Source organism: Adonisia turfae CCMR0081, from assembly GCF_011009555.1.
In the GTDB taxonomy this organism is placed as follows: Bacteria; Cyanobacteriota; Cyanobacteriia; order Phormidesmidales; family Phormidesmidaceae; genus Leptothoe; species Leptothoe turfae.
Window position 1 is genome coordinate 1118173 of the sequence record NZ_QXHD01000004.1, and the last position, 22706, is coordinate 1140878.

At 46.0% G+C, this 22706-nt stretch carries 17 protein-coding genes and 1 pseudogene; 4 read left to right on the forward strand and 14 right to left on the reverse strand.

Translation table 11 applies throughout. The features are described from left to right. The 12 genes from DXZ20_RS09035 to DXZ20_RS09090 all read right to left on the reverse strand — a co-directional run. Positions 1-385: reverse transcriptase N-terminal domain-containing protein (locus DXZ20_RS09035; RefSeq protein ID WP_250565687.1), on the reverse strand; the 385-nt coding region annotated here is incomplete at its 3' end. 656 nt (positions 386-1041) lie between these two features. Continuing rightward, a complete protein-coding gene (locus DXZ20_RS09040; RefSeq protein WP_163697712.1) occupies positions 1042-1359 on the reverse strand; it encodes a LexA family protein in 318 nt (105 codons plus the stop codon). A gap of 323 nt (positions 1360-1682) precedes the next feature. Further along, positions 1683-2612, reverse strand: a complete 930-nt coding sequence (locus tag DXZ20_RS09045) for a hypothetical protein (RefSeq protein WP_163697714.1) — start codon at positions 2610-2612, stop codon at positions 1683-1685. A gap of 2 nt (positions 2613-2614) precedes the next feature. Further along, positions 2615-3769 (reverse strand): tyrosine-protein kinase family protein, encoded by a 1155-nt coding sequence (locus DXZ20_RS09050; RefSeq protein ID WP_284681666.1) that lies wholly within the window; start codon positions 3767-3769, stop codon positions 2615-2617. Positions 3770-3771: 2 nt separating this feature from the next. After that, a complete protein-coding gene (locus DXZ20_RS09055; protein ID WP_163697719.1) occupies positions 3772-4380 on the reverse strand; it encodes a toll/interleukin-1 receptor domain-containing protein in 609 nt (202 codons plus the stop codon). A 297-nt stretch (positions 4381-4677) separates the two neighbouring features. Continuing rightward, positions 4678-5058 carry a hypothetical protein gene (locus DXZ20_RS09060; protein WP_163697720.1) on the reverse strand — a complete coding sequence of 127 codons (381 nt, stop codon included), beginning with the start codon at positions 5056-5058 and terminating at the stop codon, positions 4678-4680. A 48-nt stretch (positions 5059-5106) separates the two neighbouring features. Continuing rightward, positions 5107-9012, reverse strand: coding sequence for a CHAT domain-containing tetratricopeptide repeat protein (locus DXZ20_RS09065; protein ID WP_163697722.1), 3906 nt, complete (start codon positions 9010-9012; stop codon positions 5107-5109). Between the two features lie 141 nt (positions 9013-9153). Next, positions 9154-12690 (reverse strand): DUF4114 domain-containing protein, encoded by a 3537-nt coding sequence (locus DXZ20_RS09070; protein WP_163697724.1) that lies wholly within the window; start codon positions 12688-12690, stop codon positions 9154-9156. A gap of 1685 nt (positions 12691-14375) precedes the next feature. Next, entirely contained in the window at positions 14376-15179 is an 804-nt protein-coding gene (locus DXZ20_RS09075) for a RecB family exonuclease (RefSeq protein WP_163697726.1), read from the reverse strand. Between the two features lie 129 nt (positions 15180-15308). Next, complete coding sequence (locus DXZ20_RS09080; protein ID WP_163697728.1) at positions 15309-15815, reverse strand: DUF192 domain-containing protein; 507 nt, start codon at positions 15813-15815, stop codon at positions 15309-15311. Between the two features lie 69 nt (positions 15816-15884). Then, positions 15885-16700 carry a P-loop NTPase family protein gene (locus DXZ20_RS09085; protein WP_163697730.1) on the reverse strand — a complete coding sequence of 272 codons (816 nt, stop codon included), beginning with the start codon at positions 16698-16700 and terminating at the stop codon, positions 15885-15887. A gap of 34 nt (positions 16701-16734) precedes the next feature. Further along, positions 16735-17187 carry a hypothetical protein gene (locus DXZ20_RS09090; RefSeq protein WP_163697732.1) on the reverse strand — a complete coding sequence of 151 codons (453 nt, stop codon included), beginning with the start codon at positions 17185-17187 and terminating at the stop codon, positions 16735-16737. 373 nt (positions 17188-17560) lie between these two features. On the opposite strand from DXZ20_RS09090, the gene mobF reads away from it, so the two are divergent. Continuing rightward, positions 17561-19252, forward strand: a complete 1692-nt coding sequence (mobF, locus tag DXZ20_RS09095) for a MobF family relaxase (RefSeq protein WP_163697734.1) — start codon at positions 17561-17563, stop codon at positions 19250-19252. Here the strand turns inward: mobF and DXZ20_RS09100 are convergent. Together DXZ20_RS09100 and DXZ20_RS09105 are read right to left on the reverse strand one after the other, a co-directional pair. Further along, entirely contained in the window at positions 19209-19904 is a 696-nt protein-coding gene (locus DXZ20_RS09100; RefSeq protein ID WP_163697736.1) for a hypothetical protein, read from the reverse strand. The genes mobF and DXZ20_RS09100 overlap by 44 nt on opposite strands. A gap of 7 nt (positions 19905-19911) precedes the next feature. Further along, positions 19912-20292, reverse strand: coding sequence for a hypothetical protein (locus DXZ20_RS09105; protein ID WP_006513228.1), 381 nt, complete (start codon positions 20290-20292; stop codon positions 19912-19914). 434 nt (positions 20293-20726) lie between these two features. Between DXZ20_RS09105 and DXZ20_RS09110 the strand changes: the two genes are divergently transcribed. The 3 genes and pseudogenes from DXZ20_RS09110 to DXZ20_RS09120 all read left to right on the forward strand — a co-directional run. Continuing rightward, positions 20727-21320, forward strand: a complete 594-nt coding sequence (locus tag DXZ20_RS09110; protein WP_163697738.1) for a hypothetical protein — start codon at positions 20727-20729, stop codon at positions 21318-21320. Between the two features lie 41 nt (positions 21321-21361). Continuing rightward, positions 21362-21682, forward strand: coding sequence for a hypothetical protein (locus tag DXZ20_RS09115; RefSeq protein ID WP_163697740.1), 321 nt, complete (start codon positions 21362-21364; stop codon positions 21680-21682). After that, positions 21679-22706, forward strand: a pseudogene (locus tag DXZ20_RS09120) (hypothetical protein); the annotation flags it as partial. The gene DXZ20_RS09115 and the pseudogene DXZ20_RS09120, both read left to right, overlap by 4 nt.

Genomic DNA, 22706 nt, shown 5'->3' on the forward strand with positions numbered 1-22706 from the left:
AAAAAACCGTCGGAATTCCAAGAGGTCGTAACTTGCCATTACTTTTCTCAATGTAGACACGGCGGAGCGGACGGGGACAATACCCCCGTTGCTTCAGTGCGCCTACGGCTTTCATCTTTCCTTTTGGGGTGTCCCAGAGAACCCGGTCCACACCTGACGTTCGTCTACCAGAGTTTTCAGTCACTCGTTTCACAGCAAGAGCTTTGCCGCTAAACGAATGAGTCAGAAGGCGTTGCAAGGCTTTCACCTTACCCCACCGTCCTGCTTGAGTCGCCTTCACGATACGCGCCTGAAGCCGCCGCACGTTTTGATTGACGACACGCCAATTGATGTCGTGCCAGCCTATCGCTTCGCGGGAAACCGCACCGGTTGGTGATACCGTCATCTGCTTTGTTTCCTTTAGCGGTTTGCCATACTCTCTCGTGATTTCAGACCCAGTGGAAGTCTGCACACTTTCGTGGAGGGTGATGTTTCAACCCCTATCTCGGCCATTACAGCCAAGCCTTCGCTTTCTCCACCATCCTTTACCCGCAGACCTATCGGCTCACCTTACGGTTTGCTTTCCTAAATTAAGGAAGACTACGGGCTTACCGTGTTCCGTACAATTGATCAAAAAAGGACAGGTTAGGTTCTCTCTTCTCGCCGGTAGTGTGGTGTGCCCATGACAGGGGAAGCTTTCAACCCCTGTGCCTACTACATTGCCTGTTTGGCTCAAGCCTGTCAGCACCTTTGGCTTGTTCTGCATAACGACGTTCATTCGAGAGTTCACATGTGTTAACCATACTGTCCGATCCTAGCCCCCAAGCCGACTTGGTGCTATCAGGACCACTTTCATCTCACGATTCCAGTGGGGGTTATATATCCCAGGGGTACATTGTCAGAGTGCTTAATACAACTTGTTACCGCATTGCATTTCCTCCTAGGATACGGTTGATGGGACAACCGGTCCGGTCCTGCCAAAAGCAGGCGGGACAATCAATTGCACGACTTTCACGTCGCACAAAACTGTTGCAGTCTACTAAGGCTAACATTTTGTTGCCCTCATGAGAACTGACGGATCAGGGATGTGACGACACCCCAGAGGTCTATGGGTCGAGAGTCTTCTGTGCTTAAACGGGTGACCATCAGTTCGCCGTCTTGGACGGCAACGACTAGGGTGCCGGGTTGACCGGTGAGGGAGCGATAGCGTAAGCGCTGACTTGTCAGTTCGACGACGAGTAAATCGCCGGATTGGACGTCGTCATGGGTGGCCATGGCACTGTCCACTCGCATTAGGAATGTGGCGGCTGAGCGTTTGATTAGGTACTGGTTGAGGTCAAGGCGCTGCTCGATGGCATCGCCTGGGATAGGGAATCCCATGGGAACGATGGATGACGATAGTTCATTTGTATCAAATGTAGTGGCTTTATGCCAAGGGTTAGATACGAAGAGGTTATGAATTTAGAGATGTTGAGAGTTTGTATGGGGTGTAGTAGAGGTGCGATCTCAACTGAATTGATTACCGGCGATAGAAACTAACCAAAATCATTCGTCAAGATTCGCCTAAAAGTCATCGAGAGTCAGGTATCGACCTTAGAGTCAATTGTTCGCTGGTTATGTTATTTCAGCGTGTCTGGGTTTTAAAGGAATTATCTGTCTCTTATTACCGGTTGGCAAACCCCTATTGTGTATAGCCCAAAATATTAGTCGTAGTCCTGATAGGCAACAAAGTTTACTGGGCCACGCCATAGGTATTGAGTCAGTCGCTCACCCATTTCCCGTTCTACATCCGAGTTCTCTGGTAATGGCCATCTGAGGGATTTGTACAGCTTATCTCGGTGCAGATCAAAAGCGGCATCTAGCAAATCGCCATAATCACGGGCTGCCGATAAGGACCAGCGATAGGCAAATACCATCGTGCACCATCCGATTGGCAACGCTAAAAGAGCCCAGGGTGTCCAAAAGCCTAAAAGTGTCCAACTCCAGAACAGCAGACCCCAGAGCCAAATACGGGCAGCGGTATTGAGATTAGCCCTTGCCTCTTGTAAGTCATTGCGAGGATGTTCAGGTAGAAGCATCCATAAATGGGGCCAGCAAACCACAGCATTCAGACCATACTTAGCCTCGGAGCGTAGTTCAGCAGCTCGCAGGATATTGCCTAGTTCAGTAGGCATTAAGGCATCTGGTTTAGAGGGCAGCCAGCGACGCTGATGGTCCAGTTGAGCCTTTTTGTTGAAGACATCTACGCTTGGAGCCGAACGCATAAGGATTTGCAGTTGGTCTTTGATGTCGTGCAGCTGTTGTGCATGCTGTTGAGTCTTGCGCTTCCAAAGCCTTTTCAGAGGTTTCCAATCTTGGGACCAGTAACCTTCTAGAAAGCGCAGAATCGTTAAATCAAAGCGCTGAACAATGAATGCGGAGGCGGCAATGATTAGTAGACAGACAACTAGTACAGCAATTTGAAATGGCTCTGACAGCTTGCCTAAGTTAGTTTTGATATCTCCCCAGATGCTGAGCTGAGTCAGTAGAAAAAACCCTCCCGCCCAAAAGCAAAAGGCAGGAGTCAGCAATGTGGCAATCCATCGTTCTGCCAGTTGACTGCCAATTCCCTCAATAAATGTGATTGGTGCCATATCTATGCATCTTCTCGTTCCAAAGAACAGTGATGGGTTGGACAAGTGGGAATAGGGTCACTAATATCGAAACGATACCAAGTGTAGTCTCCTTCAGGACAAATATATTTAGGGGCACTTACCACTGCGAAATCAGGTGGTTGCTCTTGGTCATGATTATGACCTTTATTTGAATTGATGGAATTTAGAGAAGTGCTTAACTTTTTAGATATTTCTGCAAGGTTATCCAGCTTATCTGAAGGAGCAGCTCTGCTGATCTCATCAGTATTAGGATCTTGAAAAAGCTCAAGTATTAGTACTGCATTTGTCAAATATGCTCGCCCGAGACTTTCTGGATCAGAAGTACCTTCAACTAATACGGGTAGCTTTTCACCAAAACTAAAGAAAGCGACATATGGTAGTTTGGTTCTCTCTATGACTTCTATCGGTGTATTGCCCTTGGATAACCAGTCAGCATAAAAGGGGGTTAATTCTTTCTCAAAAATCTTTATCCATTTTTGGGATTCCTTAAATTCTGTTCTACTGTCAAAGCGAGATGGGATAGGCAAAATAAGTAGAGGCATACGATCAAAATCCAGACTTTGCCGTGCCTTTTGCGCTCTAGAAACAATGTCTTTGACTCCATGTAGACTTTGATAATTCGCAGTAAAAATAACAGCAAGGGCATCTGGGACTTGAATAGTGCAAATTCCACCCGAGTCTGTTATTCCAGTTCGACTATCAATAAGAACAAAATCGAAAGCTTTTCGCCAATCATCACGAAGACTCTCTATTAGCTCACCACCATTAAATTTTTCAAAGAATAGTTCCCAATCAAATGTCAATACTTTCCCATTATAATTCTCATCTGAAGACCCACTGGATATCATATACAGATAACAGTTGGAGCCTAGTTTTATACGGGATACATACTCTTGCCAGGAAAGTTCTTCTATGGAGTTAGAATCTCTTGATTTCAGAAGTAAATCTAGAAGTCCTGAATTATTTCCTTTTATCTCGAAACCACTAAAATAGTTTGGAAGTCCAGGTGCTTCTAAATCCCAATCTATCATGAGAACTTTTTTACCCATTTGAGCAAGCAAAACAGCTATGTTAGCAAGCGCCATAGTACGCCCTACACCACCCTTGAATGAGTAAAAAGTTACGATCGAGCCCATAATTATCCTAATCTAGGTATTTTCCTTTGTCTCGGTTTCTGGGCGTCGAACTTCTTCATAAATTCATCAATAGCTAATTGATGCCACTCCGAATTATATTCAGGCGCTCTTTCAACAGCAGAAGCAACATCTGGAACCCATTTTTGAATCAGCTCTGTAAGCTCTTCTCCTCTAAGACTATTCCGAGCAAGACGTACATTAGAACAGTGCTCCAAGCAAGCACACTGAATGTCGCCTATAAACCTTGGAAAATATTGTCCATCATGAATTCTTGCTGGAATGATCAGTCTCTCTGGCCGCTGAGCTGTACCAAATCCAGTTTTTTCCTCTCGGGCTAGCATATTAGCAAGCTCCAGTTGACACCATGGACTGATAAAGTATTGCTTTGAAAAAAGAGGTACTAAAATACAAGAGCGAGCTAACGCATCACCAAGCTTTTTAGGCCAACTAACACCGGTAGGAATAGATTCGATATCATAGAAAACTTTTAGTTCTTCTCCTAGTTCTTCTCCAAGATAGTGCTTGAAAAGTGGCAAAAACGTTTGGTTCACCCAATCAGGCCATTCGCCGTGTCTTCTATAACTTAGAAATACGTGATACTCGTAGCCCATGTGAACTAAATTTAGCCCCTATCGCATGTCAGAAATATTGATAATTCAACTAAATTGTAGAAGCAATCTTACAGCGATTTAGATTACTTCAGTAAGAATAAATTATGTGTAGTATTTTTCTATTTTATTAAAAATTGATAGGCGTCATTGATTTTCAATATTTGTTTATAGGCCTAATTTTAGACACCTTGACGAAGCTAGCAAATTGTCTTTGAAGAGAATGGCAATAAAGGGCAAAAAAACAATGTTCTGGTAGTTTGCCTACCGACTCCTTCAAGAACTTGGTAGATGCCATTGTTAAGGTTCGTCTCTTACTAGAGCGCAGTTATGAGTTGGGCAGTTGGGAATAGGGTCGCTGCCGTCGATATGATGCCAGATGTAGTCATTTTCGGGACAAACATATCTGGGAGCATCTATGTTTGGAAGTCCCGGTAATGGACTAAATTCTCCACCTCTGGTCCGCGTTGAATCAGTGCCTAAGAAATCATGCATCCATTTGCATGTTTCTGAATTGCTAGCAAGTAGACTAGTAATCTGATTAACCAGTGGTTCACCAGCCTGATGGCGGTTGATTAAGTCTGCTAGCTGCTGATCAAATTCAGACGCTTGACTTTCGAGAAGATTGGGCAAGAATTGACGAATGATCTTAGCAGCTTCGAGTATTTTTGCTGAGAGCATAGTTCAGTGTAATTTTGGGGGACAAAAGTTTTTACACACAAGACCATTCTAGATTCCAACATAGGTAAAGGCTGCCCAGTAGAAGGGGTGAGCTACATCATTCGCATCAGGATCAGAAAAGGCTAACGATTGGTAGAGTTCACTCGCCGCTTGATAAGATATCGAATCATTTACTAGCTTAGGAGAGTGGTTGCCTAGTTCAGGAATAAGTTGCTTGAAGTATTCTACTTTCTCGGCATTAGAAGTATCCTTTACCCACATCTGAGCATAGCGTAATGCCTGCGCTGGTCTATGGTTTTTATTCTGCCAAGCGTTATAGAACGCCCAGAATAACATCATGGTTCTGCGGTCAGAAACATGCCATAAGGAAGCCATGACACCTGCAACACCAGCCTGCAGTAGCCCAGTCGGTAGGCTAATAACTTCATCAGGTAGCTCCATGCCTGGCAAACCAGTTTCACAGGCGGAGAGAATTGCTAAGTCTACTCCTTTGAGATCGGTCTTAAAGAAATCCCTTAGTGAGAGGATCTCATCATCGGCCATGCTTAGTCCGCTATAGAGAGGGCTATTAAAATTTGCATCGCCATGGCAAGAGAAGTGCAGCACGTTATGATCGAGTGTTTTAAGTTCAGTTAAGACTGCTTCACGTGTGGCCTGCTCATGCTTCATAACTTTTGAACTCCCTTGGAAATAGGCAACAGCTATGTCAACCTCATGTTCAGAATTAGGAAGTTCACTTTTTCTAGTTGGTCGAGGTTCGTTAATAGCTAGGAGAGAGTGGACTTTTGTTGTTTCATTAATAGCCCGTGCTGTCTTCAAAGAAATTGCATTGGGAGCATAGGTGAAGTTGATAGAGTCAAGAGCATAGTGACGACCAGTAGGGGTAGCAGCGTCTTCTGTCCAAGCAGCATGGAGGGGCAGGAAGCTAAGGTACCCTGTAGGAATAAGGACAGCTTGGGTAACTTTCAGGGATTCCAAGTGAGTGACGACTGGATGCATAACCATTGTCCAAAGTTGATGCGTGACTTGATCAATTGTTTGGAGCCAAGCAACGCGATCACCAAATGGGGGGTAGGAGCCAAACCATCCTCCTCGCTCTTCGCCTGAACCGACCAGCAGCTCTCGGAGTGAAGTATCGGTCAGTTTGTCCAGCCAAATGGGGGAAATCTGCAGTGCCCCAGTCCCGTCCTTATCGGGTTGAACTTGATGGACGATCAAAGCTAATCCGCCTTTAGGTGTAGCCACTAAATAGACCAAGGGTTGATCAGGTTGTATCGCTGTAGCAATGTCGTCAAAACTAGGCTGTTTCAGGAAGTTTTCATAGCCAGGACATTTCCGAATAGCAGTAATCGCATCGCTCAGACCTTGTCGATCTGTCTCAGCACGCTGACGTAATTCAGTTGCAGATATTGACTGTTTCCTCTCCTGCATGGGGGAGCTGAGGGCGCGTTCATCGATTTCAAGTTGCCTTACAGCTTCTGCTGATTTCTGATACTGCTCGTATATCTCGCGATGATCTTTTTCTAAGCCAGATAAGTCGGCTCTGTCTCGCTCTAGTGTTTCCCTTAGGCCCCGTGCTCGTCCCCGTTCTATAGTGGTAACCGCGTTCGTAAGTTGTTCTTCTATTTTCGCTTGGGCAAAGGCAGCTCGGCGGAATAGGTCATTAGTTTCAGCAAGCTCCGATTCTTGGCTACTGCGCGATAGAGCTGACTGGTAGAGCACTTCAGCAGCATCTATGGCCTTGCTATAAGACGTGTTGGCATCGTTCCAGTGCTGTTGGTCTGAATAAAGATTACCGAGTAATCGAGCCGTCAGGCGACATTCATTAGGCAAGACCTGGGGCTCAAATATTTCTAAGGCTTGCTTAGCAGCGTAGATAGCCTTCTCGTAAAAGTTGATGTCTGCATTGACTACACCGTCCGAATCAATGCAGCTAGCAGAAGTATTGGCTAAGTTGTATTGGGTATTTGCCCAATCTATTGGGAAATCAGTGCGTGTGTAGACTTCTAAGCTAGCTTCGTACTGCTCAATTGCCTTTTGTATGTTGCTATTCCTATCACCTTCAAGACGCGCAGAGTAAGCATTTGCCAAGTTGTTTTTAGTTTGTGCCCAGTCCATAGGAAAATCTTCCTTTTTCCTTACCATGAGGGCATTCTTATAGCTCTCAATAGCTCGTTCTAAGTTGTTATTTTTATCACCTTCAAGGCGTTCAGAGTAAACATTAGCCAGGTTGTTTTCAGTTTGTGCCCAGCTCACAGGAAAATCTTCTTTTTTCCGCACAGTGAGGGCAGCCTCGTAGCCCTTAATAGCTTTCTCTAAGTTGTCTGAACGATCGCCCTCAATGCGTGCATAGTAGGCCGTAGCAAGATTATGTCTTGTAGTTGCCCATTCCACAGGAAAATCTTCTTTTGTTCGCACAGTGAGGGCAGCCTCATAGCCTTCAATAGCCTCCTCTAGGTTGGCTGCTCGACCACCCTGAATGCGGTTATAGTAGGTGATGGAAAGGTTGTTTTTAGTTTGTGCCCATTCCACAGGAAAATTTTCCTTGGTTCGCACAGTGAGGGCAGCCTTATAGTCCTCAATAGATTTCTCTAAGTTAGCTTTACGCTCACCTTTGATACGATCGCGATAAACATTTGCTAAATTATTACAAGTGGTGGCCCAATCTATTGGAAAGGCGTCCTTCTCACGTACCGTAAGGGCGTCCTCATAGTATTTGATCGCAAGTTCCAGATTCTCAGCACGTTTTTCCTGGATACGAGCATAAGCATCACCAAGGCCATTACACGTAGTGGCCCAATCCATGGGAAAAGCATCCCTCTTACGTATCGTAAGAGCATCCCCGTAGTATTCAATAGCGCGTTTTAGATTTTCAGCACGTTTCTCCTGGATACGAGCGTAAGCATCACCAAGGCCATTACACGTAGTGGCCCAATCCATGGGGAAAGCGTCCTTTTGGCGTACCGTAAGGGCGTCTTCGTAGTACTTGATAGCACGTTCTAGATTTTTAGCACGTTTTTCCTGAATACGAGCATAATAGGCATGGCCAAGATTATGCTGTGTCGCTGCCCACTGTTCAGGAAAAGTTGCATGCTTATAAACATCTAAAGCAGCTTCATAGTACTGAATAGCTTCCTCGATATTGTTAGCACGACTCTTTTGGAGACGATCAACGTAAGCATTACCCAACAGATTCTGCGTTTTGGCCCTTAGCTTAGCAGATATCGAATCGATTCTTAAATTAAGAACATTCTGATAATGTTCAATTGCTTTCTCGATATTATCAGCACGATTTTCCTTGAAGCTAAGCTGAAAATAAGCTCTGCCAAGAGCAGAAGTTGCAGTTGCCCATTCTTCAGGAAAGGCATCACGTTCATAAACGTCTAAAACATCTTGGTAACACTTAAAAGCGTCATAGATATTCTTGGTGGGATTTTCCTTGAAACGGTCCAGATAGGCATTGCCAAGATTGATTTTAGTTCGCGCCCAATCTATGAGGGAGTCAGCTTTCGTTCTTACTGTCAGAGCAGCTAAATAACATTGAATTGCCTTCTCAATATTGTTAGCGCGATCGCCTCGAATATGACGATCAGAATAAATATTACCTAAGTTATTTTGGGCCTTGGCCAAGTCTACAAATAATTGGTTATGACTAAATATTTGTAGAGCTTCATAACAACTTACTCTTGCTAATTCTAAATTGATAGCTCGATCGCCTGATAGAAATTTACTAATGTTGTTGCTAAAATTCAGCAGTGTTTGAGCAATGAGCTGTTGCTGTTCTTGAGAAGAAGTGTTCTGAAGGAGATGGTGTGTAATGCTTGGGAAAAGCTTCACCAAAGTCTCGTTTAAATCTTTCAGCCTGGTTCTTAGAAAAGAATGTACCCGCTCAGCATTATCCTGACTTTCAGCAACTAGCTGTAAAACTTCAAAGATGAATTGGTTATCACTCATATTTGAAATCCTCGAAGTAGTGTGCTTTTTCTAAGTAATGTCATCTTTCAAATACTATCCTGCCCATAATCAGATTCGATGACTATGCATTACTCTTTAGCAGTTAAGGGAAATGGACAGGATAATTGAATTATCAAGCTACTACAGCCAATAGATGATTTTGCCATCGCTAAAGGTTTGCTGCAGCGGTTGCAAATCAGAGTCGTATAGGATGTTTACCATTGCTTGTGTCTCTACATCCGTTACTGTGAGCTGAATACCTTCATCTAGATACTGAATTCCATAGATAAGTGTTGTCCCATCGGAAGTACCATCACTCATCCATTCACTTGTCAGCTGTCCTCGCGTGTCGTAGGTAAACATTGCTGTTAAGGTACCATCCTTCTGAATACCGGTAACTAACCCCTGTTCGCTATAGGTATACTCCAATGAAATATTGGTGCCTGTTACTGACGCTAATTGTCCTGCTGCATTGTAACCATAATCGACGAATGAATTGTTGCTGCCTGTTGCTGATTCCAGTTGTCCATTCGTGTTATAGGTCAATTCAATCGTTGCCTGTTTGGTGTTATCGTACCAACCCTCAATGGTTGCAATCTGATTTTGTGAATTTCGCTTGTATGCCGCAGCCACGGGACCTTCTACCCATCCTAAAAGCTGACCTTGGGGATCAAAGTGCCAATCTCGTCCGTCTTGGAATCGAACTAACTTGGTTTCTGTGCCAATACGATTATCATCGCCAACTAAAAGTGGAAAAAGTTTATCTGGCTTATCGGGTTGAAAAACCCCATCCTTATCTTGGATAAATCGAGCTGACTGGGTTTTAAGGGGACTAGAGAATTGATAAGTAGTAAATTCAGAAGTAAACTCTTGCTCCAATGTTGGCAAGTCTAAGGTCCAGCTATTACCCAAAATACTATCTGGCACGAAGAAAGAATGGAAACTACGTTCCAGAGACAAGTCAGTTCCATCCTGCATGGGAATAGCTAGATCTAATTCACGCAGCATTTGACCACCCAATGCCTCAGTATTATCTGTGGGTACGGCAAGGGCGTTATAGGTCTTCCCAGCCTCAATAAAGTTAAATGACGCGAGTAATGGTTGGGTATCGGCGATGTCAAACAACTTTTCGGCAAACACGGCAGTCGGGGGGTTATTGGTTTGCGAGGTAATTGTTTCTGGTTCAAGGGATACCCCACCGTCGATTTCTACGGTGGTTTCGGTTACCCCCTCTTCAGTTTCCTCTTCGATAGTCTCTGTGACCTTGAGTTTAGGTGTCGTATCAGTCACATCAACGGGAGAAACCCCGTATTGCTGCATCCAGTCCGGCATAAAAATGACCTGATCCTGAAGCACTTCGGCAACACCCGTGATTAGCGCCATACCTTCAGTTTCTGTGAATGGCGACACTGTCCCTACAATTCCACTCCCATCAGGGGGTGGCAGTTGCACCTCTTGGGCAATGGCGTCATAATTTTCTGTGAACCAATTTGAGAAATAAGCTGCTCCATCTGAGGGTGTTGGGTCTGGAGCTGTAATCAGTACTCCGTTTTCGTCTAGAATTATGCGTTCGGTGTTGACCTTGAGTGTTACATCCAGGAGAGTTAAACTTTTATCCTCAACTTGGGCTTGGTCTCGGCTCAACTCAGCTGGCACAATCCAAAACCTTTCAAAGATAGCCTCATCGAAATCATTAGCGCTTTGGAAATCCGGATCAAACAGATTTTTGTAGCCGGGAACCAAGCTAGTAAATGGCTCTTTCGTCACATTGTCGACGCCTAAAGAGTAGGTTTTCATAATTCGATCGGCTTCGAAGAGAGTCCAACCGACATAGGTATCATCAGTAAACGGATCATGAAGCACTATGAAATCACCCTCGAGATCTTCGGGGTCAGGATCAATGGTCACATAAGGAGCTTGCCCTTCTTCATAAACGGAGCGGAAAATGGTAACGACATCGTCTAAGCGTAGGTGAGACGAGTTCACTCCATCTTTTTCTTCAGACAGGAGGATCAATTTCCCAGTTATTTCATCGATAGCAACGCCCGATAATGGACCGAGATCTTGGAAAGCCAAGGCTGCACCACTCACATAAACTTCACCAACCTTCGAGGGTAATAATGGAGAGAACACATCTAGTTCATCGCCATCAGATAATGCATTACCAGCCAGATCACTTACACTAGAATCGACTGTTAGTTCATACTGACCAGCCGCTGGTGCACTGAAATAGAGACGAAGTTTTTGACCATCTAGTTGCTCAACAGACGTAATTTCAACCACCTGTCCATCGCTGTCATTACCTACTTGCTTCAGAGTATAGTTATCTAGATCAGATATCCCCGCTTCCATGAACTCGTTAAAGCTCACATCAATAAAATTAGAAGAGAGACTAGATGGGGTACCTGTTAGTCTTGGAGCAGTGGTGTCTAAAGTGAAAACTAGCTCAGTTTCAGAAAAATTACCCGCTGCATCCACAGCTTGTAGCAACAACCTATGCTCACCATCTAGTATAGGGCTGCCATTGATCTGTTCCAATTGAGCTAGCGTTAAGGTAAAGCTTCCGTCATCTTCTAGAGCGCTGAGAATATCAACAAAACCACCCCCTGAAGGGCTATCCCATTTACCTCTGAATGCTGTTATCAGGCTTGTGCCAGTGACTAAACCTGAAATATTAGAATCAAAGGTAATCCCATCAGTACTGTCAAAGCCTGTATCATTTGCCAAGCGCACAGTGATTTGGAGTGGATTGACATCTTCAAAGCTTGCGTGGTCAATTAAGATTTTGCCTAGATCCAGATCTCGCCAATCTTTATTCGCAGCCACCAAGTTTTCAAAAGCAGTTGCTCTCCCTGTGACCCCTTGAAGCTGAAAAATGATGTCGTTATAGTCGCGATCAGATGTCCCATCCAATCTAAGGTCTTCCCAAGCAAATAGACTTCCCGTAACTTGTGCCAATTGTGTTTTTTCGCCTGGGTTGGCTGCAGTCATCGAAAAGAAAGGTCTAGCACTGCCCTGTAGGTTCGGTTGATTAGCAACTTGACTCAACGTACCATCTGGTACAAGCATCAGCGCAACCCGATCTCCAGGGTTCATAAAAACGGTTCGAGGAGAATTGTAATCACCACGATTGCGGTTCTTCTCTCCTAACTCACCACTAAACCTTGCACCTTCATTTCTGTCAGAAATCAAGATATGCCCCAGTGGTGAGCCACTCAATCCTCGACGTGCTCCTTCCTGGATAAATGCCGTAGAACCTGGGATTAAGTCCTCCATACCTTCTAGGCTAATAATTGCCAGCTCACTTTTATAGCCTCCGGCATCAAAGAGGAAGTCAGTAGTGATTTCACCAGTAGGCTCGACTGTGAAGACACCAGTAAGATCATCAATTGAAAAGGCTTCTAAAGATGAAAACGTGCTTTGATCAGGTTGATGAGCTATCAAGTCTGTGGTGTTTGCTGCTGAATCAGCTTCCCATAAGTCCGCTTCAGAAAGAACTGTAGTGAGTGTTGGCTCTATTCCTTGTGGGTCAGAGATTTCAATATCTGGTGTTGATAACTCCAAAGGGGTAGAGTTTTTAGGTAATCCAAGTGGATTATTATCTGGAAGCGCATGTGAGTCTAAGTGAGAATTAACCGAGAGAGGGTTTAGATCTTGGTTTAGGTCAAAGATTTCCATGCTTTTTTCTTGTGATATGTATGTACTTCCTGTGTTTCTAAAACAACTCAATGCAAGAAATATCCATTATTCTTCCTGGCCAAGAGAATAATTTAGATAGACTAGGAAGGTCAATTTCTCGATCGGCTTAAAGATTATTTTTATTCGACTTAGCTATTCTGCGTCTCTATAAAAATTTCATTGGGAATTTTACATTTCTACGCAATAGATTTGTTGAGTTTTGATCTTGGATTAGAAGTTTTGTTGAACTTTAAGAACACATGAACTTATCTAAATCTCCTGTGAAGCAAGGCTTTGGAATTCACTGAAGCTGGTTTAGTTCCGCCTTAATTAGTCTTAAAAGAGATTCTGATTCGATAGAGTGATTTTAGTTAAAAAACAATAGTATCGCTAAGTGATTTATGCTTCTGGCTACTTTGGGATACTTTGGCCTCAACTGTTCTTCGCGAATAGATAGGGAGCGTTGGCAGAGATTTTTTACATCAGCATTACAACCCTGAATCAGGGTAGAATAATGTTCCATCATTAAAGCTCTTGGCAGAATCAGAGTACTTTTGAGCTAGTTGAGGTTAACGAATAGAGAGAGAATTTTCTGTAGGGTATCGACCCAGAAGTTGATAGAGTGCTACTAGATTGTTGAGACTTTCGGCTATATTAGAGCATTGCTTCCCTATCTGTACCTTAATGATTTTGAGGATACGCTGTGCCAAAGGAATAATATTAGCGTAATGCTCTTGTTGATAGAGTCGAAAAATCTTATGTGCAAGGACATCAGAACTAGTTTGGACCAGTTTCGGATTGGTCTCTATGATTCCTGTGTGTCTTGACCATGATTCTGAAACTATCAATCCAACTCCAAATATCAATACCATTGAAGGAGAAAGCCATTGGAGGTTAGAGAAGATATTCATGAAACTGCTTCTTCTATATAGATAGAAGAAATTAAGATAGAAGAAATTAGACTTTAGCCTTAGCAATACAGCAGTCTCAAACAAATTCCATATTGAGGCTGAATCCTTGAAAGAATTCCATTCCAGGTTCTTGAACTCCTAGAAACTTTGCTTGCAAATTATTTGAGAGTGAAGCTAACAGTAGTATATAGTACAGGGGCAAAATTTTTGTGAAAAGTACCTTGAAGGGTAGTATGTGTTTAGTGGCTTTGTATGACTAGCATTAAACTCATGATCAGTCGGAGTACTTAGGGTATGGCTCTACCAATTAAGAAACTGACTACATTGAGCAATACGTCAATAGTGACTAACCAATATCATCCGCTGCAAGTATCCACAGTAGCGCTTATGATGCAAGGTCATATAAGTTAAATTTCACATGTTTGAGGCTAAACACAACAATCGCTCCAAATCAGCCTTGCTCACTGGGAGCAGCAGGCTTTGACTATTAATTGAAGCATTGAGTTTAGGGTTTTGATAGTACCCGTTAGGGTACTTTTGACTTTGAGTAAGATAAAATTAATCCTACTCCGTCTTTCCCGCAATGTAGTATGTCATTCAGCCGCTTTGCTAGTGCTATTTGGTTCGGTCAAGTTACTTGCTACAAATTGTGAAAGCGGTAACTTTTCAAATGGGGGCATCCGTGCTAACAAAGATTAAAAAGTTAGCCACAATTGATCTGACGGCTTCTGCCAAATTTTTGAGTTGAGATCGCAATCCAATCCCGCCAATACGCTAAAAACTCAAACACAGCTGCAACTTCCGCGTCTTCGGACGCACCTCCGGTAACGGCTCCGGTTCAGCCTCTATCGCCGAACAATACCTCGCATAGACACACTGCCCACACTGCTCTCCACATTGGGGTTGCCAATCCTCCTCATCTAACAGCCGCAACGCCAACTCCCCAATCATCCCCTCCACCTGCCGCCGATGCTCATAGGTCACCTCATAGGTCACCCGCTCCCCTGTGCGCAAAAACAGCAAACTCATCCGTCGCAGCAACTTTCCATAACGCTGCTCCAACGCCAAACTATATAACCCCAGCTGCAGGTCAATCGTGTTAGTCTCAGGCAAAGTCGGATTCTTCGCCGACTTATAATCAATCAGCTCCAGACCATCTTCTAAACTATCCAGTCGGTCATAACGTCCCGTCAGCTTAAACTCCAGACCATTTACCTGCAGTAAACCTTGAATTCTGCCCTCCGTCGCCAACGGACGCTTCATCACACCCAACGGCAAAATCTCTGTCTCAAAATACCGCTGAAGAATCTGCCACCCCTCTTCCATCTGGGCCGCAGTCAACGCACCAATCTGATTCTCCCAGCAATAGCGTAGCCACTCCTCAGACGGTAGCGGATCCTGATAATGCCAATCCTGATACAGTTGCGCCAGCGCTCCATGCAATACCGTACCCAAAACCGCCGCACCAAATATCGACGGCTGTTTCAAACCATACTCATAGCGGTAGTAGTACGCCCTGGGACACTGGGCATAGGACTTGAGCTTAGTTGCCGAGAGAAGATACACCATAGCCAGCATTTTACTGCTGACAGCCAGCTACAGCACAGGGCTTTATCAAGTTGTCATAAGAGTGCAGAAGGTTGCCAACTGATGGATCAGTTAAGTTGCGATCGCACTTCTCAAAATATGAGATCGCAACTCACACCTTCAGCCTTGAGTCTCATAATCTACCTGCTGAATCCTCACCTGTTTCCCTGGCACCAATCCCAACCCAGCCGCACGACCACCCGGCAACTCCAACACTTGGTCCACCGCCTTACTCACCCCATACACCGGACACGGCTCCCCCGAACAAGGCGGCAACTCAGCCAACACCATCTCCACTTTGCCATCTCGCAAAAATACCGCATCAATTGGGAAATTCACATCTTTTGTCCACAACACCTGCGCCTTCGGTCGCGGCAACTCAAACAACATGCCACGATTCGCAGGCAACGAATCCCTAAACATCAACCCAATCGTCTGTTCCTCAGCTGTCGAAGCCACTTCCAGCTCTATCGTTTCACCCCCAATCACTGCTTTCGCTGTCACCGGCAACTGTTGGGCTGCCACTGGCACAATCTTTTCGCCAGAACGCCCGAGCGTAGAAACCAGCAGCACTGCTCCTAAAACACCTGCGCCCAGGAGCCCAAACACCCATCGTTTTCTATTCATGATGCATCACATGTAATCAACAAGAACCCGATACACCCATCATCGTCATCTCAAGCGCAAACACTATTTCTATTTGGAGACAGCTTCTTTTTCAGAAGCCGACGCAACAGATTTCCTCGCCAATATCTTGTCAGGCTCCTGACTAAACACACTGGTCTGCTCCAATGCCATAAACCCTTGTCGCAAGAATCCCTGGATCCTACCCTGGGTCAAAATATCATCCGTCGCCGCCGCATCTGCCAGCTCACCAAATGTTTGCTGGGCTCGACGTACCCGAGAAATCAGCAGCTTATCCATCCACGGAAACTCAATCATCTCTATGATGCCATCCTGCTGCCACTGACCAATCTCTGGCCATGACTCCAGCACCGTCCAATGAACCGGCTTAGTCAGGCCCATATTCTTCACAAATATATGACGAATCTCAGGAAAGCCCTTCACTGACTTGGAAAACAAATCCAGCGTCGATGGATCGCCATCCGTCACCCACCACTTGATAAACTTAATCCCCTGAGCCTCCGCCAATGACAGCACATTGTACTCACTAAACCAGGCAGTCAGGGCCGATTCTGAGCGGGCCGGTAAGTCAACAATCACCGTTTTGCCTTCTTTTTGGGCAGAAACAAAAATGGTGTTGAGTTGCGATCGCATATCCCGATCATCCGATACCACCATTTCAATCGCATCTGGATAGGCTCCACTCAAGGTGGGATTTGTCATATCTCCATCAATCGGCTGAATCACCTGCTGTTTAGACCGACAATAATCCACCAGCATGGCCGAGACTACCGATTTACCCGTGCCTCCTTTATCACCGCTCACCAAATGAATACGTGGTTTTTCTGCTGACTTCGAGCCAGCGGGTTTCTTTGTGGAACTACTCATGGGAGTCCTCCAAAATTCAATAGGTTGTTAGCTTCTAGTTTTCGCGTCGGGTAATTCCCAACTCAGCCCGTCGTTGGGCGAACATACGCTTGGCTAATGCTTGTTGAGCCTTTAACTCTGTGTCACTGATCGTCAATAACGACTTCGAATCAGATGTGTCCGTCAAAATCTGTTCTTCAGCCTCCTGCAATGGAAGAGGCTCTGTCATCGGAACAGCTAAGTCAGTCGTTGAACCTTGTTCTGGTAATGACTGTTCATCAGACCGTTGATGACGCTCTTGATAGTAATACGTTCTAAATGTGGTAACCGTACAACTCAAATCGCCACCACGCACCAGTGCACTATGAATTGCACTTAATGAGTATCCTCGTTGTCGATACGTCTCAATCTCTGGGAAAATTTGACCCACAACGGTACGATCTGACAGTCTACTGTCGGGGCCGGGCTCACCCAGAAAGGTTTCTAGAGACTCCCTCGCATGGGTCATGCTGAACTATTACTGCGGCGAAAACTAATTCGTTTCAGTCTGACGGATTGAACAACACACAACCAATAGTCACTACCATAACAACAAGACTGTTGAAATTCTGCATCAACAAAGTCTTTCTTTAGATTCTCTATCAACTCTACAGAGACTCACCATTGAATCAACGGTGATATCTACACCCTATCTACAAAGACTCTACATTGAATCAACGGTGACTCAACAACTATCACCATTGACTCAACAGTGATATCGACAACGACTCAACACCCATATCACCATCAGATATCTACACCCGAAATCTACGGCCAAATCTACGGCCACACAGTTGCAAGAATATTGACATTTGTAAACCGCCCTCTTCATAACACCTACCATGTTGTCCATTGCCTCTGTCTCCAGCCAACACGCAGCTCATTACTATGGGGCCGACAATTATTGCTCCCCAGACGAAGCCAAAACCGCCAGTCAATGGACTGGTAACGGTTGTGATGCGCTACAGCTGGATGGCCCGGTCGGGAATCCAGTCTTCTCCACACTGTTGAATGGCTATACCCCTGATGGCAAGCCACTCCATCAAGCCTTCAAAATACACCATGTCGCTGGTATCGATCTCACCTTCAGTGCTCCCAAATCCATCAGCTTGGCCACCCTTTGGCATGGTGCTGTAGACCTCTTCAATGCTCACCACCAAGCCGTCAAAACAGCCTTAGCCCTGATTGAAAGCCAAAGCGGTGCTCGCCGTTGGAATGGTCAACGCGTATTCTTTGAACGGACGGAAAATCTCATCGTTGCCCAATTCGCCCATACCACCAGCCGCGCTCAAGATCCTCAACTCCATACTCACAATGTTGTTCTGAATACTACCCAAACGGGCCAGGACTGGAGAGCCCTGGATGCCCGCACTCTCTTTAAGCACCGCAAGCTGTGGCAAACGGTCTATCACCAAGACCTCGCTATCAACGCTCAACAGCTGGGCTACGCCGTAAAGCGCTACCAGGGACATCTAGAACTGGCCGGTTATACCCCTGAACAACTCGACTACTGGTCCAAACGACGACAGCAAATTCTCCAGGCAGTCGGCCATCAAGCCTCACGAGCCCAAAAGCAGATCGCCTGTCTCCGCACCCGTCCCAAAAAACAGGGCCACCGCTCTCTGGAATCATTACGTCAGCAATGGGACACAGAAAATCAACAAATAGGCCTGGGCATTGAACATCCCCAACCCCACATTTCTCAGACCCCAGATGCAGCCTATCGATTAGATGCGGCCAAAGCTGCCCTGGAGCATCTGACCCAGTCCCTTGGTCTTACCGAAACCCTCGACACCCTTACCCTGATGCAGCAGGTGTTCGGCGATGACGGCTGGGGTAATCCCGAACAGCCCTTTGGCTACCGTGATCTGGCTCAGGCCATCACAGACGCTAAAGCAGACGGACATCTGTATGAGCACAACGGCCACCTGTGCCGCTCTGCCCACATCCCTATCCGGGCTCAGCCAACACAAACGCTGGTGACGCCCTATCCCTACACCGATGCGGTTGGCCAGTTTGCCCATGTCATTGCCCAGAATAAGCAAGCACTGTTAATTGCCCCTACCGAACTTCACGACAGACTGACCCAGGCCATTCGGCAACGGCTCAAACAATCAGGCACCCTAAATTCTCCCCAAACAGCGCTTCAACAGACATCAACCGAGCCTATCGAAGTCACCATTTGTTTGGGAGATCGTTTACGAATTCCGGGCCGGGTTGGACCGGTCTATGTTCAGGTTGAAGCCATTGATCGCCCTGGATGGGTTCAGCTCAGACACCGTAACGGTAAGGTCACCGCCTGGAATCTGGAGTATCCCAAAGCGTTTGAGTTTGCTTGGGTTCACACAGGAGAGACACTACCCAAACAGCACATTGATGAAATCCATCTGGTGGGTAACATCGGCGATCAACGGCTGAATCAGTTAAGAAAAAAGGTCCATGTCCCCATCACGATTTACCAACTCGACACGCAGCGTGAGCCTAAGGCCATCACAGCTCCAAATCTGGATCGGGGTCTGGAGCTGGATCGTTAATGTGGGCCAACCGATGCGTCAGCGATTGCCATTCTGCGGGCAGAAAATCACTGCAGAGAACGGTTTGTTCAACCTGATGAAACACTGTCGTGCCATCAGGCCGCTTCAGCAAAATGTGTTGACCGGCCACATAGTCCACCTCCAACTCCACAGATGGATCCTGCGACCATTTATCTAAATTGGCCACTACCTGATGCATCAGGTACTTTCCATCCGTAACAGTGACTGTCTGGTTCGCCGCCAATTGAGCTGACAAATACGCATCATCCTCGGGCGAGAGACCATTATGCAGAAGAATATTTCCCGAATAGCGATATAACAATCGCCCCTCAGACGTCGTTAAGGTGATGCTGCCACTGGGGTCATAGGTCAGCTGATAACGGGGTTTATCAGGAGTCGGCAAATGACGATCGGCTATCACAAGACGCTCCATCAGCGCCATGGCCTGGTCATCTGGAATCACCGATTGGGTCTCATATAACCGGTCCTCAGCATGGGCATAAAACGCACGAATACTCGTAATCTCCAACCCCTGTTCCCGCGCGGCAGCCACATCAGCTTCACTCAGGTCAAAATGGGCCGGAGATTCCACAATGGGAAGATCCTGAATCCCCTTGTTTAGATCCTCAGACCATGGTTTATGTGTTGTCATAACCCGGTCAATCGCGTTCCAATTCCTCTAACGAACTATAGACCGTCAAGCCCTTTATCAACAGGTGCAATAGCATCTGATCAGGAGAACGATGACTCGTCTCAGCTAGCTGATAAATCTGGTCCATCGGCAATGACTCAAACATTGAAAACATTCGATCTAGATTATTGATAAAATCATCGGAGAAAACTGTTGGCTGCGCCAAAAAGCGCTCCAGCACATCATTGACCAACGCCTTAAGCGTTTGGTCTGAATGAGATGCCTGATCCTTCAATTTGGACATTAAGCTGGGATCTCGTAAATCAATATGTAGTCGTGTTCTATCCGTTGAATTTGAAGGCGCTGAGCCTGACTGTGTCAGGTTTGAAGGGCTCGATTGCGCGGTCATGCAAGTTCTCCTTATATAGGTCAAACGTAGAGACACCCTGGACCTCAAGCCCTAGCCGATTCATGGCAACTTGACATTGCCTTGACGATTTACCAGGAGACTTTAAATGGTTTCTATCCTAGCGATTTTTTCGGCATCTGGGTGTTCAAGATGCCATCATGAAGTTTCTTAAACTTTTGGTAGCCAGGCAGTCCCCACCGAACCTTGATAAATTGCCGGGGTGCTCCCACATAAACCGTTCCATTTGCCGGGAGACACCCACATCAATGGGCTGCTTTGGATCCTAAATGCTTATTATTACCACCCGAAATTCTACTCTTTGAACATTCCCTTAAAAGATTCCAAAAAATCTCTCTTAAGAAACTTGAGATCGCTGCCGTTTACGCCTAAGAGAGTTTTTCATAGGATGAGGCTAATCTCTCATAGGTGACGTTATGTCTTCGCAACACTTTCATTCGTCAGCACCCAAAGCATTCACGCCTCAATCTAGCCGTTTCTTTCAGATGCCGCCTGTTAGCATTCTGCTAGGAGTTGCGACGGTCTCACTCCTCTTTGATGCCTCTCTCAAAGGCATCTTATTCAGCATGATGCTAGTGGCACTTTCCATCGGCACCATCTGGTCTACGGCAATTCGGTTGAAGTTCAACCAGCTGGCTCGTTGGAGCCGCAAAACCCGTCTGCGTCGATTAGCCGTTACCTCTCTTCCATCATTACTGATCCTGGTTTCCTATATTTTGACCGACCTAACCCTGGCCCCAGCTCACGCTCAATTTCTACAAAATGCCGAAACGTTTATTGCCAATTTACTCAGTACCAGTAATGTCCCTGCCACCATGGTCCCACTGATTTTTGGAGTCTTGCGAGCCATCTTTGTTATCTACATTGCCATTGCTGTTATTCGCGTCCTAGTCGCCGCAAGGAACGACGACGATTGGACGACGCTGGCACGGACACCGCTCATTATCGTTATGGCGATTGTTATCGGTGATCTGATGGCTAATCTCGTAATTGGTGGTGCGGGTACATAAGTCATGTTTTGTTCTGAACATCTATTGCCAGCCTCTGTCTAATGTCTCCTCCCTCTTTTCGTTCCGTCAATCAAAATCTGGGTGCTCGTCCTCGGCTAGGCCCCGTTCCCGCTGAGCTGATTCTCCCCTGGGGCTCTATTGGGGTCGTTACACTCTTGATCTGTCAGCTTCTGGCCCTGAGCTGGGTGTGGACTTTGGTCTTTATCCTCAGCGGTATGGCAGTTTGGTGGATTCTCACTGGGAATACTCCCTGGCGGTTTCTCGCTAAATTTCAAGTTGTCCCCCGCTGGGCCAAAGGCTATGTGTTGTTTGTTCCCTTTTCGCTCAACTCTCCACAGCGTTCAAGGAAACGTCGTCGATGAAAGCTACGACAAAAATCGGAGTCATCCACCATGCTGGAAAACGATATACGCCCATTGAAGACTCGATTCATCTCTCGGACTACGTTGAATTTCTCATGGGCAAGCGTCGGGTGGGTGCCGTCTTACTCAAGCACAAACAACAGCTCCAGTTTCGCTTTGCTTTTCGGTCTACCGGTATTCATCCCACCCTTGATGCCGATACCCTAGCCAAACTCTGTGACGCGGTGGAATCCGGACTGAAGTGTTTTCCCAGTCGTGAACATATGAGTCTGGTGTTTACCTCCATTGCCTCGGATACTGATCGGCAACGTCAACTGGATCGGCTGTATAACACCGCACCCAATAGCGAACTCAAGGCTATTTTGATGAGTGAAAAGGCTCGGGTGCAGCAGCTCACACATCACGGTGTACGCAAACCCAAGTCACTCCATATTTACTGTTCTGCCACCATCGATTCGGATGCTGCCGAAACGGAAGACACCATCGAAGCGTTTATCCAAAAAGTCTCGGCCTTAATGGGCAACAAGTGGCTCCAGTTTATTGGCGAGGACCAGCATCAAAAAAGCGTCAAACTTAGTCGCATTTTCCAAAAGGCCTTTACTGATTTTCAGAACTGGGAACAGCTGCTGACCACTCAAGTTGGTCTTGATGTGGTTGCCCTCACTGCTGAAGATCTATGGGCTCTCCAGTGGAGTGAATTCAATACCACTGAACCAAGGCCCCTGACTCAGCTCACAGTATTTGATGGTAAGCAATTTCACTGTCAGCAACATGTCACTGAACATCCGGCGTCTTACATGTTTGAAACGGCTCAGGCAGTGCCCATAGCAGATCGTGAATGGGTGGCCTATCGCGATGGCTATGCCGGTGTGCTTGCCTTTGAGCACAAACCTGGTGGATGGATCGATAAAGCGGCTCAGATGCGATACCTCTGGTCGGCTCTGGCTCGTGATGCGGTCTCCGATGTCACGCTGGTGTGTACCTTATCCAAGGGCAATGCCAATCTAATCAAGGCAGATCTCCA

Coding starts and splice junctions, on each gene's coding strand:
- DXZ20_RS09100 (WP_163697736.1), bottom strand. CDS start 19,904: ATGACAACACATAAACCATGGTCTGAGGATCTAAACAAGGGGATTCAG.
- DXZ20_RS09115 (WP_163697740.1), top strand. CDS start 21,362: ATGTCTCCTCCCTCTTTTCGTTCCGTCAATCAAAATCTGGGTGCTCGT.
- DXZ20_RS09065 (WP_163697722.1), bottom strand. CDS start 9,012: ATGAGTGATAACCAATTCATCTTTGAAGTTTTACAGCTAGTTGCTGAA.
- DXZ20_RS09050 (WP_284681666.1), bottom strand. CDS start 3,769: ATGGGCTCGATCGTAACTTTTTACTCATTCAAGGGTGGTGTAGGGCGT.
- DXZ20_RS09080 (WP_163697728.1), bottom strand. CDS start 15,815: ATGAATAGAAAACGATGGGTGTTTGGGCTCCTGGGCGCAGGTGTTTTA.
- DXZ20_RS09090 (WP_163697732.1), bottom strand. CDS start 17,187: ATGACCCATGCGAGGGAGTCTCTAGAAACCTTTCTGGGTGAGCCCGGC.
- DXZ20_RS09040 (WP_163697712.1), bottom strand. CDS start 1,359: ATGGGATTCCCTATCCCAGGCGATGCCATCGAGCAGCGCCTTGACCTC.
- DXZ20_RS09045 (WP_163697714.1), bottom strand. CDS start 2,612: ATGGCACCAATCACATTTATTGAGGGAATTGGCAGTCAACTGGCAGAA.
- DXZ20_RS09055 (WP_163697719.1), bottom strand. CDS start 4,380: ATGGGCTACGAGTATCACGTATTTCTAAGTTATAGAAGACACGGCGAA.
- mobF (WP_163697734.1), top strand. CDS start 17,561: ATGTTGTCCATTGCCTCTGTCTCCAGCCAACACGCAGCTCATTACTAT.
- DXZ20_RS09085 (WP_163697730.1), bottom strand. CDS start 16,700: ATGAGTAGTTCCACAAAGAAACCCGCTGGCTCGAAGTCAGCAGAAAAA.
- DXZ20_RS09060 (WP_163697720.1), bottom strand. CDS start 5,058: ATGCTCTCAGCAAAAATACTCGAAGCTGCTAAGATCATTCGTCAATTC.
- DXZ20_RS09070 (WP_163697724.1), bottom strand. CDS start 12,690: ATGGAAATCTTTGACCTAAACCAAGATCTAAACCCTCTCTCGGTTAAT.
- DXZ20_RS09075 (WP_163697726.1), bottom strand. CDS start 15,179: ATGCTGGCTATGGTGTATCTTCTCTCGGCAACTAAGCTCAAGTCCTAT.
- DXZ20_RS09110 (WP_163697738.1), top strand. CDS start 20,727: ATGTCTTCGCAACACTTTCATTCGTCAGCACCCAAAGCATTCACGCCT.
- DXZ20_RS09105 (WP_006513228.1), bottom strand. CDS start 20,292: ATGACCGCGCAATCGAGCCCTTCAAACCTGACACAGTCAGGCTCAGCG.